Source organism: Actinomycetospora sp. CA-053990 (assembly GCF_050948445.1).
Taxonomy (GTDB): Bacteria; Actinomycetota; Actinomycetes; order Mycobacteriales; family Pseudonocardiaceae; genus Actinomycetospora; species Actinomycetospora callitridis.
In genome coordinates, this window is the sequence record NZ_CP192043.1 from 4,383,939 (window position 1) to 4,397,837 (window position 13,899).

Genomic DNA, 13,899 nt, shown 5'->3' on the forward strand with positions numbered 1-13,899 from the left:
CTACTCGGGGTGCCCGATCGCGGTCGACGCGGGGACCACGACGTACTGGCGCAGGCAGAGGTCGGTGAAGACCACGGGGCCGCGGGGGCCGGGGACGTGGTCGACGTTGATGCCGGTCTCCGGGACGCGGCGCAGCTTGACGCCGTCGAGCAGGCGGGTGGTGGCGTTCCAGAACGCGCCGGTGCCGGCGTAGGTGTCGAGGAACTCCCGCGCCGAGGCCTCGTCGGAGGTCACGATCGTCGCCGCGAGCCCCGACGTCTCGCGGTTGGCGGTGGTGGCCGCGTGCGCCGGGCCGTCCACGGGCGCCAGGGTCACCGTCGCCTCGTTCCCGTCGTCGAGCGCCCACTCGTGCCCGAGCGCGTGCTCGTGCGGGGGCAGCGAGGCGCGCAGGCCGTGGCCCTCGAGGAGCGCGACCAGGCCCGGGACGAGCTCGTCCCAGCGGTGGCGGTCGACGAGCAGGAGGTTGAGGCGGTTGCAGACGCCGAGCCGGTCGATCGACGAGGTCACGAGCGTGTGCGCGAGCTCGAGGGGCGCGGCACGGTCGACGTAGAGCACGCCGCCGCCGTCGGCGTGGGCGAGCGTGCGCACCCCGTGCTGGGCGGCCTCGAGGCCGAGCGAGCGCGTCGTGTCGCCGGAGCCGCGCAGGATGACCAGCGGGATCAGGCCCGGGCGGCGCACCAGCTCGACGGCGCACTCGCGGCGCGCGTCGGTGACGAGCACGACGGAGTCGGGGTCCAGGCCCGCGCCGGCGAGCGCGGGGGCGACGACGGCCTCCATCAGCGCGGTGGCCGACGCGAGCGCCGCGCCGCCGGTGCGCAGGACGCCCGCGTTGCGCGACTTCAGCAGCTGGGAGGCGACGTCGACGACGACGTTGGGGCGCGCCTCGAAGTTCGCCCCGATCACGCCGACGGGCCGGCGGCGTTCGATCAGGCGCAGCCCGTCCGGGCGCTCCTCGAGGACGGTGTCGATCTCCGGCGTCGGGATGTCGGCGAGCTCGACCAGCGACTGGGCCATGCCCTCGAGGCGCGCGCGGTCGAGGCGCAGGCGGTCGACGAGCGCCGAGGTGGTCCCTGCGCCCTCGGCGGCCTCGACGTCCGCGGCGTTCGCCTCGAGCACGGTGTCGGCGGCCTCGACGAGCAGCCTCGCCATGCCGCGCAGCGCGGTCGCGACCTCGTGATCGGTCGCGGCCGCCATCCGCGGGGCGGCTGCGGCGGCACGGCGGCCGCAGTCGGTGACGATCTCGGTGGGCGTGCGCTGCGTGGTCGCGGTCGGGGTGGTCGCGGTCGGGCTCGTCACGCCCGCCATTGTGCCCACCCCGCGTCCCCCCAGGGGCCCTGGCTCTGGAGCAGATAATCGTGACCGTTCCGTGACCTCGCGAGGGGCCCGGGAGCCCTTCGAGAGGCCGCCACTGTCGGGGGTCGCCTCTAGCGTCGTTCCCGTGAGCATCGACCAGGACGTCCGGTCCGGCCTCGCGGCCGAGCTGGACGCGCTCGCGCCCGGCGTGGGGCTGGTCGACGCCCTGGAGCGGCTGTCGCCGGCGGCGCTGGCCGGTGAGGACCTGGCGTCCTACGTCCGGGCGTGCGCACGGGCCCAGAGCCAGGCCGCGGCGGGCTTCCTGGAGGCCATCCACCACCTGGGTCGCGCGCAGGCGGGCCGCACCGACCGCCGCCCGGAGATCGACGAGTTCTCCGGCGACGAGGTCTCCGCGATCCTGGGCTGGTCGCGCACGATGTCCGGCCGCAAGCTCGACCTGGCCGACGACCTGTTCGGTCGGCTGCCCGAGGTCGGCGACGCACTCCGCACCGGGTGGCTGGACGAGCCCAAGGCGCAGCGGTTCTGCGAGTGGACGCGCGACCTCGCCGACGACCACGCCCGCCACGTCTGCTCCGAGCTCCTGCCAGAGGCCCCCGAGCTGCCGGTGGGCGAGCTCATCCGGCGCATCGAGGAGACCGCGGCCGCGATCGATCCGGAGTGGGCGAAGCGACGCCAGAAGCGCGCCGAGAGGAACGCCCGGGTGATCCTCTCGCCCAACCCGTCGGGCACGGCCACCCTGTCGATCTGCGACGTCAACGCCGTCGACGGCCTGTCGATGCGCGACCGGGTCGACGCCCTCGCCGCCGCGGTGCGCGGGATGGGAGTGCTGATCCCGATCGGCACCCTGCGCGCCGCGGTGGCCGCGCGGCTGCTCGACGGCTCCCTGGCGGGCCTCGACGACCGGAACGTCGCCCTCACGCTGGCCGCGGAGTACCGCGACCCGCCGCCTCCCGAGCCCGACGGCGGCCCGGGCTCGCCCGAGGACGGGCCCGACGACTCCAGGCCCGACGACTCCGGGCTCGACGACTCCGGGCCTGACGATGGGCCGGACGAACACGGCCCCGACGAACCCAGCCCCGACGCCGCAGGTCCGGCCGACGGCGAGGCGCCGACGCAGGGCGTCCTCGACCTCCGGGACCTTCCCGAGCACGACCACCTTCCGCCGATGCTCGACGGGCCCGAGCCCGGCCCGGGGCGCGTGCGGAGCGGGACCTCGGAGCTCCGCCTGCGGCTCTCGACGGCCCTCGGGCTCGACCGGCTCCCGGGCACGGTCCCCGGATACGGCACCGTGCTCGCCGACGACGCCCGCGCCCTGCTCCGACGCCATCGCCGCGGCGAGTGGCGGGTCGTGCTCACCGACGACGGCGGCCGCCTCCAGCAGGTTCTGCTCGCCCGGCGACGACCCCGCCCCCGCGGCCCGTGCCCACCACAGCGCCCCGGGGACGAGCCGTGCACCGCCATCGTCGAGCTCCAGGTCCCGACGACGGTGCTGGCCGCCCTGAATCCTCACGAGCACGGAGCCTGGGCTCCGCTGCTCGCCGAGCTCCAGCAGCGGCTCCCCGAGGTCACCTCGCGCCTCGGCCACCCGCCCCGGCAGCTGACCGGCGATCCCGCACGCCGACGCCCGCGCGCCGAGATCGACCGCTGGGTCCGGGTCCGCGACCGGCACTGCGTCGCGCCCGGCTGCCGGCGTCCCGCGCACAAGGCCGACCTCGACCACACCGTCGACCACGCCCTGGGCGGTCCGACCTCGCCCTGGAACCTCGGCGTCTGGGACCGCCACCACCACCGCGCGAAACACCACGGCGGCTGGCGGGTCCGGCAACCGACACCGGGTCGCTTCGAGATCCGCACCCGCGCGGGCGTCCACCACACGACCCTGCCCAAGAGGATCCTGGAGCCGCTCCCCCGGCCCCGCCCTTCAGCGCGGCCTCGGCCCCTGCCGGACGAGGGCTGGAGCGAGGACGATCCCGGCTGGCGGCAGCGGTTCCTCCGCAGGACGGGCTCGGGCACCACCACCCACACCCCCGCGATCCCGCCGGCGGTGCACGCCGCGGACGACCCGCCGCCCTTCTGACGCGGGGCAGCGCCGCGTTGGGAACGCGTCAGCTCGAGGGACTGGTGGCCGCAGGATCGCTGGCCGCGGGATCAGCGGCGGCAGGGTCGGTAGGCGCGGCATCGGTAGGCGCGGGCTCGGGAACCGCGACCGTCGCACCGACCGGCACCAGGTCGTCCGCGTGCACGACCTCCCGCCGGTGCTCCGGCGCCAGGTCCTCACTGGACCGCCCGGAGATCTCCGGGAGCTCCTCGGCGTCGAAGGCGACGACCCCGCGGGCGACGACGTCCCCCCGCGGGTCGACGAGGTCGACGACGTCGCCGGCCTCGAAATCACCGTCCGAGCCCACGATCCCGGCCGCGAGCAGGGAGCGCCGGCGCCCGACCACGGCCTTCACCGCGCCGGCGTCGAGGTGCAGCCGCCCGCGCGTGCCCGCCATGTGGCGCAACCAGAAGCGCCGGGCCGACAGTCGCGGGCCGTGGGGCGCGAACACCGTCCCGACCTCGGCACCGTCGAGCGCGGCCGGGGCGTCCGCGGCCGCGGCGACGAGGACCGGCACCCCGGCACCGCTGGCGAGGTCCGCCGCGGCGAGCTTGGAGGCCATTCCGCCCGTGCCCAGGGAGGACGTCTTGCCGACGCGCACGCCGGCGAGGTCGGCGCCGCCCGTGACCTCCCGGACCAGCGTGGCTCCGGGGTCGCGCGGGTCGGCGTCGTAGACCCCGGCGACGTCACTGAGCAGCACCAGCGCGTCGGCCGAGATCACGTGGGCAACCAACGCCGCCAGCCGGTCGTTGTCCCCGAAACGGATCTCGTCGGTGGCCACGGTGTCGTTCTCGTTGACCACCGGGACGACACCGAGCCCGAGCAGGCGCTCGAAGGTGCGCTGGGCGTTGCGGTAGGGCTGGCGACGCACGACGTCGTGGGAGGTGAGCAGGACCTGCCCCACGGTGCGGCCGTGGCGGGCGAAGGCCTCGGCGTAGGCGCGGGTGAGGTGCAGCTGCCCGACGCCCGCGGCAGCCTGCTGCGTTGCGAGGTCCCGGGGCCGGCGCGGCAGGCCGAGCGGACGCAGGCCCGCCGCGATCGCCCCGGACGAGACGAGCACGACCTGGGTGCCGGCCGCGCGGGCGGCCACGGCGTCGACGAGCGCGTCGAGGCGCCCCACGTCGAGCCCGCCGTCGACCGACGTCAGCGACGTCGACCCGATCTTCACCACCAACCGCCGCGCCCCCGCGACGGCCTCGCGGGCAGTCATCGATCGTCGGCGCGGAGGTCGGCGGGCACGTCCTCGTAGTCCTCGTGCCACGGCGCGATGCCGAGCTCGTCGTCGTCGCGGTGGCGGCGGCGCTCGTCGCGGGCCGCGCGGCGCTCGGCCGCGGACGCCCGGTCGACGTTGTCGATGCCCTCGAGGCGGGGGTCGGTGCCGCGGTTGCCGCGCATCGCCGCCACGCCGGCCGGCGTCGAGGGCTCCCAGTCGAAGGTGTTGACGCCGATCGTCACCATGTCGCCGGGCACCGCCCCGGCCTCCGCGAGGGCCTCCTCGACCCCGAGACGGGCGAGCCGGTCGGCGAGGTAGCCGACGGCCTCGTCGTTGGTGAAGTCGGTCTGCCGCACCCAGCGCTCGGGCTTCTCGCCCTGGACGAGCCAGGATTGCTTTTCTTGGCCATCCTCGGGGTCGCGGCCGACCGTGAAGCCGGTGTCGTCGACGGCGGTGGGGCGCAGGACGACGCGCGGGGCGGTCGAGGGGGCGGCGGTGGCGCGGGCCTCGTCGACGGCCGCGGCCATCTTGTAGGCCAGCTCCTGCAGGCCGGCGTGGCTCGCGGTGGAGATCTCCACGACCGGCCAGCCGAACTCGGCGACCTCCGCGCGCACCATCTCCGCGAGGTCGGCGGCGTCCGGCACGTCGATCTTGTTGAGGGCGACGATCCGGGGGCGCGCGGCGAGGTCGGTGCCCAGCGCCGGGGTGTAGGCGGCGAGCTCGGCCTCGAGCGCGCGGATGTCGGACACCGGGTCGCGATCGGCCTCGAACGTCGCGCAGTCCACGACGTGCACGAGCACCGAGCAGCGCTCGATGTGGCGCAGGAAGTCCAGCCCCAGGCCCTTGCCCTCGCTGGCGCCGGGGATGAGGCCCGGGACGTCGGCGACCGTGTAGGTGCTGCCGCCCGCCGAGACCACCCCGAGGTTGGGCGCCAGCGTGGTGAACGGGTAGTCGGCGATCTTCGGCTTGGCCGCGCTGATGGCGCTGACCAGCGACGACTTGCCCGCGCTAGGGTAGCCGACCAGCCCGACGTCGGCCATCGAGCGCAGCTCGAGCACGAGGTCGCGCGACTCCCCCGGCTCGCCGAGCAGGGCGAAGCCCGGGGCCTTGCGCGACGGCCCGGCCAGCGCGGCGTTGCCGAGCCCCCCGCGACCGCCGCGGACCGCGACGAGCCGGGTGCCGATGCCGGTGAGGTCGCCGACGACTTCGCCGTCGGTGTTGAGCACGACCGTCCCCTCGGGCACGGCGAGCTCGATGTCCTCGGCGTTGGCGCCGTGACGGAAGCTCCCCATGCCCGGCTTCCCGTTGCCGGCCACCGCGTGGGGCCGGTGGTGGAAGTCGAGCAGCGTGTGGACACCGGGATCGACCACCAGCACGACGTCCCCGCCGCGCCCGCCGTTGCCGCCGTCCGGCCCTCCGAGGGGCACGAACTTCTCCCGGCGGATCGACGCGCACCCGTGGCCGCCGCTCCCCGCCGTGACGTGCAGCGTCACGTGGTCGACGAACCGGGCCATCGGGTGTGCGGTGTCCTTCCGGAGGCAGGGGTGGAGACGAACGAAAGGGGCGGGTCCGAGAGTCCCGGACCCACCCCTGACGGTACTGCTGCTACACGGTGCTCAGGCGGAGACGGTCTCTTCCACCGGCACGATGTTGACGTTCTTGCGACCGCGCTTCGTCCCGAAGGTGACGGCGCCCGGGATGAGGGCGAACAGCGTGTCGTCGCCGCCGCGGCCGACACCGACGCCCGGGTGGAACTTGGTGCCGCGCTGGCGGACGAGGATCTCGCCGGCCTTGACGACCTGGCCGCCGTAACGCTTGACGCCGAGCATCTGGGCGTTCGAGTCGCGACCGTTGCGGGAGCTGGACGCACCCTTCTTGTGAGCCATTCCTGCTCCCCTTACTTCGAGATGTCGGTGACCTCGAGGCGGCTGTAGCGCTGGCGATGGCCGACGCGCCGCTTGTACCCGGTCTTGTTCTTGTACTTCAGGATCTTGATCTTCGGGCCCTTGTGCTCCCCGACGATGCTGCCGGAGATGCTGACCTTCTCGAGGTCGGACGCCGAGCTGAGGACGGTGCTGCCGTCGACGAGCAGGACCGGCTGGAGGTCCACTGTGTCACCGTCGAGGAGCTCCACGTCGATGACGTCGCCGACCGCGACCTTGTACTGCTTGCCGCCGGTCTTCACGATCGCGTACATCTTCCGCGTGGACTCCTGTCTGGCGTGGGGTTCCGGTCCCGGCGCGCGTCCCGTACGGGGCGGGCGCGGCGCGCCGGTGCCGCGGGCAGCGACCCGGCGGGCACCGATCTCCTAGGGTACCCGCCCGGCCTCCGCGGGCCGGACCCCGGGTGGGGCCCGACCGTCCGCGGGTGGTGCTCAGTCGCTCGATCCGCCGACCGGCGGACCGGCCGGACGCGACGCCGCCCGGCGACGACGCGGTCGCGCCGAGCCGCTCCCGGTGGGGACCACCGCGGGCTCGGGCGTCGTGTCGTCCTCGGGCTCCGCCGGGCTGCCGGCCGGGGTGATGACGGTGTCGCCCCCGTGGCCGTTGCCGTTCCCGTTGCCGGTCGCGGCCCCGATGGCGCCCGTGACGCGCGGCACGGACGAGGCGGCGGGCTCCGGGGTCGTCCCGTTGCCGCCCGGCACGTGTTCGGCGAGGTCCGCCTCCAGGGCGACCTCGGCCTCGACGGCCTCGTGGATCGCCTCCTCGACGTCCTCGGTCTCGGCCGCCGCCGGGAGGTCCGCCTCGGCGGGTGCCTCGTCGGTCTCCTCGACGCTCCCCGCGCCCGGGCTCGCCTCGGCCAGCCCGGCCTCGAGGGTCACCTCGGTCTCCTCGGCGCCCTCCACGGGCACCGCGGCCGTTTCGGGGCTCTCGGCCGTCCCCGAGTCGGAGGTGTCGGAGGTGTCGACGGTCTCGACGAGGTCGGTGACCGTCTCGTCGGTGTCCGTGTCGTCGTCGTCCCGGCCGGCGGTCAGACCGCTGGCCGCGGCCACGACGGCCGGCGACGCGCCCTCGGAGCGCTCGGCGCGGCGCCCGCGACGACCCCGGCGCGAGGACGAGCCCCCGCCGGTGCCGCTCGCGGCCTTGTCGCCGGAGCCGTTCTTGTCTCCCGAGCCGTTCTTCTCCGCGGAGCCGGCCTTCTCGCCGCCGTTGCCCCCGCCGTTGCCGCCGCCCTGCTCCCCCATGACCGGCTCGGACGAGACGATGACGCCCCGGCCCCGGCAGTGCTCACAGGTGGTCGAGAACTCGTCGAGCAGGCCCTGCCCGACGCGCTTGCGGGTCATCTGCACGAGGCCGAGCGAAGTGACCTCGGAGACCTGGTGGCGGGTGCGGTCCCGGCCCAGGCACTCGGTGAGGCGCCGCAGCACGAGGTCGCGGTTCGACTCCAGCACCATGTCGATGAAGTCGATGACGATCATGCCGCCGATGTCGCGCAACCGGAGCTGGCGGACGATCTCCTCGGCGGCCTCGAGGTTGTTGCGGGTCACCGTCTCCTCGAGGTTGCCCCCGGAGCCGGTGAACTTGCCGGTGTTGACGTCGACGACCGTCATCGCCTCGGTGCGGTCGATGACCAGCGTGCCGCCCGAGGGCAGCCACACCTTGCGGTCGAGCGCCTTGATCAGCTGCTCGTCGATCCGGTACGCGGCGAACACGTCCTCAGGTCCGACGTGACGCGACAGGCGCCCCGCGAGTTCCGGGGCCACGTGCGACACGTAGCCCTCCAGCGTCTCCCACGCCCGCTCGCCAGAGACGACGAGCGAGGAGAAGTCCTCGTTGAACATGTCGCGCACGACACGGATGAGGAGGTCGGGCTCCTCGTAGACGAGGGTCGGGCCCTTCGAGTTCTTGTTGCCCGCGTCGGAGGCCGACTTGTCGATGGCCTCCCACTGCGCGGTCAGACGCCGGACGTCGCGCTCGAGGTCCTCCTCGCTGACGCCCTCGGCAGCCGTGCGGATGATCACGCCCGACTCGTCGGGGACGATCCGCTTGAGGATCTCCTTGAGGCGCTTGCGCTCGGTGTCGGGCAGCTTGCGGCTGATCCCGGTCGCGCCGCCGGCGGGCACGTAGACCAGGAAGCGGCCGGGCAGGCTGATCTGGGTGGTCAGGCGCGCGCCCTTGTGGCCCACCGGGTCCTTGGTGACCTGCACGAGCACCTGGTCGCCCGAGGACAGCGCCTGCTCGATCTTGCGCTGCTTGCCCTCGAGGCCGGAGGCGTCCCAGTTGACCTCACCGGCGTACAGGACGGCGTTGCGCCCGCGGCCGATGTCGACGAACGCGGCCTCCATCGACGGGAGCACGTTCTGCACCCGGCCGAGGTAGACGTTGCCGACCATCGAGTTCTGACCGTCGCCCGCGACGAAGTGCTCGACGAGCACCCCGTCCTCGAGCACCCCGATCTGGCTGCGGCCGGCGTGCTGGCGCACCACCATCGTGCGCTCGACCGCCTCGCGCCGGGCGAGGAACTCGGACTCGGACAGGATCGACGGCCGCCGGCGACCGGACTCGCGCCCGTCGCGGCGCCGCTGGCGCTTGGCCTCGAGGCGCGTCGAGCCCTTGACCCCGCGGATCTCGTCGTTCGAGGACTTGCCGCCCTCGGGCCGCTCGACGCGGTCGCGGACGTGGGTGACGGTGTTCGGCGGGTCCTCGACCTCGCCGTCGCCGTCGCCCTCCGAGGACCGGCGACGCCGCCGGCGCCGGCGGCGCGAGCCGCCCGACGAGCCGTCGGAGTCCTCGGACTCGCCGGAGTCGCTGTCCTCCTCGTCGTCGTCGCCCTCACCGGAACCGGAGTCCGACTCCGACTTCTCGGAGGAGTCCGTGCCCGCCTCGCCCTCGCCGTCGGCGGAGCCGTCGCCGGACTCGGCGTCGTCGGCACCGCCCCGACCGCGGCCGCGGCCGCGGCGCCCGCGACGACGGCGCCGGCGGCTGCCGTCCTCATCGTCGTCGTCGGAGTCGGAGGCGTCGGAGCTGTCAGCGGAGTCGGAGGCGTCGGAGGAGTCCGACGCGTCCGTGGCGTCGGTCGTCGGCGCCGTGTCGGCGGCGTCGGGGGACTCGTCGGCCCCCGAGCGACGACGGCGGCGGCGCGAGGGCCCGGCCGTCTCGGCCGCGACCTCACCGGAGTCCTCCGCCGCGGCGGCGGGGGCCTCCTCGTCCGTCGAGGCCGGGGTGTGGTCCCCCGTGGTCTCGGTCTCGGTGGACTCCCCGGGGGTGACCACACCGGTGGAGCGGCTGCCGCGACGGCGCCGGGCGCGCGTCGGGACGGCCTCCTCGGACGTCGAGTCGGGCGCCAGGAACATCGGTGCCGCGAAGGCCGGGGCACTGGCCGCCGCAGCGGCGGTGGGGGTGCCGGCGCCCAGGGTGAGCGGGGCCTCCGGCTCACCGGCCTCGTCGCCGGGCGGGGGCGTGAGGGCCGCGGCGGCCTCCGCGACCGGGTCGGCGACCGGGCCGCCGGGCGGCGGGAACAGGTCGTCCATCACCTGCGCCACGACGCCGCGGTCGACGCTGGACTGCGCGCTGCGCGCCCCCACGCCGATCCGGGCGAGCACGGCGAGGAGCTCGCGGCTCGAGGTGCCCACCACTCGGGCCAGGGCGTGCACGCGGACCTTGTCCGGGAGCGCGGCCAGGGCCTGCTCGTCGGGGCGTCCGGGTGCCACGGAATCCCCCGCGGCGGTGCTACCGCCGGACGGGGTGTCGGTGTCGGTCATCCATCTCCTTCGCCCCCGGGCGCGACCCGGGGGTCGCGGCCACACGGGGACCTCGCGTGGGCTCGCCGTGGCGGCCGCAGGGGACGGCCACCGACTGCGGCACGATTCGGCGGGTCGAGCCGGTGGGCCCGGGTGCCGTCGATCCGTGCGATTCGGCGATGTGTGTGCACCGCGGCCGACCGGGGACCTTCCGCGGGGCTACGCGGTGGATGCCGCGCGGTCCGTCGCGAACGGGTCGATCAGCTCCCCGCGCTCGTCGAGCCGACCCTGAGCCCTCCGGGTGGCCCTGACGGGTTCCGGGAACTCGAGGCCGGCGACGGCGCGGAGGGCACCGCACACGTCGTCGGGTCGTGCGGCCGGCGTGGTGTGCCGTACGACCGCCGTCAGTCTCCCACACGTCGCCGCTCGTGCACGGTCCTCCCGCTCCGGCGCCTCCGGTTCGTCCGTACGGGTGAGCGTCAGCCGCAGTTCGGCGACGGCCGTTCGCACGTCCAGCGGCTTCGGACCGTTCTTGGTGAGGCGCTCCACGATGACCTCGTCGGCGGCGTGGAACGCCGCGAGGGCCGGGGCGAGCAGCTCGTCGGGGACCCCCGGGGTCTCGATCTCCCAGTGGCTCGCGTCGATCCGGTCGGCGAGGGCGCCGGGCGAGGCGGGCACGACCTCGATCACCGAGAGCCCCTCGGGCAGCACGGCGTCCACCTCGCGGGCGACCACGAGCGGGTCGAGGTGCTCCGTCACGCCGATCTCGACGTACTCGGCGTCGCTCGCCGCGCCGGTGGGCGCCGCGCCGATCCAGGAGAGCCTCGGGTGCGGGCTGAAGCCGTGCGACAGGGCCACCGGCACCCCGGCCCTCCGCAGCGTCCACTCCATGGTGCGGGCGATGTCGCGGTGCGAGCTGAACCGCGCGCGGCCCCGCTTCGCGTAGCGCATCCGGAGCTTCTCGACGATCGGCGCCGAGGGGTGTGCCGCCTCGCCTGCCTTCGTCGTGCGGGTCGCCATCAGGTCGTCCCTCCGGTCGGTCCGTGGCCCCCGGTCGGGAGGACCACGATCTCGTCACCGGCCGGGCTGAACCCGGCCGCGCGGTAGAAGGCCGCCCCCGCCGGGGACGGCCGGAGCACGAGCCGCGCGAGCCCGCGGTCGCGGGCGTGGGCCACGGCGGCGCCCAGGAGCCGGCGCGGCACCCCGCGCGGCGCGGCACCCAGGGCGACGAGGCTGCCCACGTAGCCCCAGCGCTCCCCGGCCGCCCGGGCGCGGGCATGGCCGCGACCTCGGCGACGTCGAGGGAGCCGACGACGTCCCACGCAGTGCCGGACGGCACCTCCGCCACCCACACCGCGTGGTGCGAGAGCTCCGCGCGCCACCACGTCGCGAACCCGTGCTCGAAGCCGGGGTCGGCGCCCGGCCGGGCCCGGCCGCGCTGCTCGACCCAGGCCCGGCGCAGGGCGGCGACGGCGTCGCCGTCCGGGGCGCCCGCCCGGCGTACGCGTACCTCCGGTCCGTCGCTCACCGGTGTCCTGCCACGCGGTCAGACCCCGCGGTCGGCCGCGAGCGCGGGGTTGCGCACCGGCGTCGACCTGCGCTGCTCGACAGGCGTGATCGGCAGCGACACCCGTCCCTGGGGGGCCATCTGGATCTCGGTACCCATCGTCGGGCAGACGCCGCAGTCGAAGCACGGCGTCCAGCGGCAGTCGTCCTGCTCCTCGGAGTTCAGCGCGTCCTGCCAGTCGTCCCACAGCCAGCCCCGGTCCAGCCCGGAGTCGAGGTGGTCCCAGGGCAGGATCTCGTCGGCGCCGCGCTCGCGGGTGGTGAACCAGTGGAGGTCGACGCCCTCGAGCGCCGCCTCGGCTGCGGTGACCCACCGCTCGAACGAGAAGTGCTCGCTCCAGCCGTCGAACTGCTGGCCGTCGCGCCACGCCCGCTCGATGACCCGCCCGATCCGCCGGTCACCCCGGCTGAGCAGGCCTTCGATGAGGCTGGGCTGCCCGTCGTGGTAGCGCAGCCCGATGTTGCGGCCCAGCGAGCGGTCGCTGTTGATCGCCTCGCGCAGCTTGCGCAGACGGTTGTCGACGACGTCGGGAGCGGTCTGGGCGGCCCACTGGAACGGCGTGTGCGGCTTGGGCACGAACGCGCCGATCGACACCGTCGCCCGCACGTCGCCCCGGCCCGCGGCCTTGCGCCCGGCCCGGATGACCTCGTGGGCCATCGACGCGATCTGCAGCACGTCCTCGTCGGTCTCGGTGGGCAGACCGCACATGAAGTAGAGCTTCACCTGCCGCCAGCCGTGCTCGTAGGCGGTGGAGACCGTGGCGATGAGCTCCTCCTCGGAGACCATCTTGTTGATCACCTTGCGCAGTCGCTCGGACCCGCCCTCGGGCGCGAACGTCAGGCCGGACCGGCGGCCGCTGCGGGTGAGCTCCTCGGCGAGCGTCACGTTGAACGCGTCGACGCGCGTGCTCGGGAGCGAGAGGCCCGTGCCGGTGCCCTCGTAGCGGTCGGCCAGGTCCTTGGCGATGGTGCCGATGCCGGAGTGGTCGGCGCTCGAGAGCGAGAGCAGGCCCACCTCGTGGTAGCCCGAGTTCTGCAGACCCTGCTCCACCATCTCGCCGACGCCCTGCGGCGAGCGCTCGCGGACAGGCCGCGTGATCATCCCGGCCTGGCAGAAGCGGCAGCCGCGGGTGCAGCCGCGGAAGATCTCGACGCTCATGCGCTCGTGGACGGTCTCGGCCATCGGGACGAGCGGGGCCTTCGGGTACGGCCAGTCGTCGAGGTCGCTGGTGGTGCGCTTGTGGACGCGGTCGGGGGCGTGCGCGCTGGTCGGGGTGACCGCGGCGATCGTGCCGTCGTCGCCGTAGCGGACCTCGTAGAGGCCGGGCACGTAGACGCCCGGGACCGCGGCGAGGCGCTCGAGGGTCTCGCGCCGGGAGAGCCCCTCGGCCTTGACCGCCTTGACGACGTCGGTGATCTCGCCGACGACCTCCTCGCCGTCGCCCAGGGCCACGATGTCGACGAAGTCGGCGATCGGCTCCGGGTTGAACGCGGCGTGCCCGCCCGCGAGCACGATCGGGTGGCTCGTGTCCCGGTCGGCGGCGTGCAGCGGGATCCCGGCGAGGTCGAGGACCGAGAGCATGTTCGTGTAGCCGAGCTCGGTGGCGAAGCTGATGCCCAGCACGTCGAACGCGCCCACGGGGCGGTGCCCGTCGACGGTGAACTGCGGGACCCCGTGCTCGCGCATCAGCGCGGCGAGGTCCGGCCACACGGCGTAGGTGCGCTCGGCGAGGGCGTCGTCCCGCTCGTTGAGCACCTCGTAGAGGATCATCAGACCCTGGTTGGGCAGCCCTACCTCGTAGGCGTCGGGGTAGCACAACGCCCAGTGGACCGGCACCGCGTCCCACGGCTTGGTCCCCGCGTTGCGCTCGCCGCCGACGTACTGCACCGGCTTCTTCACCCGGGGCAGCAGCGGTTCCAGGCTCTCGAACACGGATTCGGCCACGGACCCAGGGTAACGAGGCCCCCGCCGGGCCCCGCCCACCCGCCATTCGGGCGCCGAGTGTGCGCCCATCATGATCAGGAGGC

The 13,899-nt window shown here is 74.8% G+C and carries 10 protein-coding genes; 1 reads left to right on the plus strand and 9 read right to left on the minus strand.

Going from position 1 to position 13,899, the window contains the following annotated elements:
- Positions 1-1,296, minus strand: a complete 1,296-nt coding sequence (locus ACQPYN_RS22525; RefSeq protein WP_433027899.1) for an aldehyde dehydrogenase family protein — start codon at positions 1,294-1,296, stop codon at positions 1-3.
- A gap of 142 nt (positions 1,297-1,438) precedes the next feature.
- Here ACQPYN_RS22525 and ACQPYN_RS22530 point away from each other — a divergent pair, with 142 nt between their 5' ends.
- Positions 1,439-3,391, plus strand: a complete 1,953-nt coding sequence (locus ACQPYN_RS22530) for a DUF222 domain-containing protein (RefSeq protein WP_433027902.1) — start codon at positions 1,439-1,441, stop codon at positions 3,389-3,391.
- A gap of 28 nt (positions 3,392-3,419) precedes the next feature.
- Here the strand turns inward: ACQPYN_RS22530 and proB are convergent, their stop codons facing one another.
- The 8 genes from proB to ACQPYN_RS22570 all read right to left on the minus strand — a co-directional run bounded on the left by proB (position 3,420) and on the right by ACQPYN_RS22570 (position 13,885).
- Positions 3,420-4,622 carry a glutamate 5-kinase gene (gene proB / locus ACQPYN_RS22535; protein ID WP_433027905.1) on the minus strand — a complete coding sequence of 401 codons (1,203 nt, stop codon included), beginning with the start codon at positions 4,620-4,622 and terminating at the stop codon, positions 3,420-3,422.
- Entirely contained in the window at positions 4,619-6,139 is a 1,521-nt protein-coding gene (obgE, locus tag ACQPYN_RS22540; protein WP_433027908.1) for a GTPase ObgE, read from the minus strand. Before obgE ends, proB begins: the two co-directional genes overlap by 4 nt.
- Positions 6,140-6,241: 102 nt before the next feature.
- Positions 6,242-6,511, minus strand: a complete 270-nt coding sequence (rpmA, locus tag ACQPYN_RS22545; RefSeq protein WP_274195774.1) for a 50S ribosomal protein L27 — start codon at positions 6,509-6,511, stop codon at positions 6,242-6,244.
- 11 nt (positions 6,512-6,522) lie between these two features.
- Positions 6,523-6,822 (minus strand): 50S ribosomal protein L21, encoded by a 300-nt coding sequence (gene rplU, locus ACQPYN_RS22550; RefSeq protein ID WP_274195775.1) that lies wholly within the window; start codon positions 6,820-6,822, stop codon positions 6,523-6,525.
- 177 nt (positions 6,823-6,999) lie between these two features.
- On the minus strand, positions 7,000-10,326 hold the full coding sequence (locus ACQPYN_RS22555; protein WP_433027912.1) for an Rne/Rng family ribonuclease: 3,327 nt from the start codon (positions 10,324-10,326) through the stop codon (positions 7,000-7,002).
- Positions 10,327-10,524: 198 nt separating this feature from the next.
- Positions 10,525-11,325, minus strand: a complete 801-nt coding sequence (locus ACQPYN_RS22560; protein WP_433027915.1) for a TIGR03936 family radical SAM-associated protein — start codon at positions 11,323-11,325, stop codon at positions 10,525-10,527.
- Positions 11,325-11,546 (minus strand): hypothetical protein, encoded by a 222-nt coding sequence (locus ACQPYN_RS22565; RefSeq protein ID WP_433027918.1) that lies wholly within the window; start codon positions 11,544-11,546, stop codon positions 11,325-11,327. The genes ACQPYN_RS22560 and ACQPYN_RS22565 overlap by 1 nt, the downstream gene beginning before the upstream one ends.
- A 305-nt stretch (positions 11,547-11,851) precedes the next feature.
- On the minus strand, positions 11,852-13,885 hold the full coding sequence (locus ACQPYN_RS22570; protein ID WP_433027921.1) for a TIGR03960 family B12-binding radical SAM protein: 2,034 nt from the start codon (positions 13,883-13,885) through the stop codon (positions 11,852-11,854).
- Between the last annotated feature and the right edge of the window lie 14 nt (positions 13,886-13,899).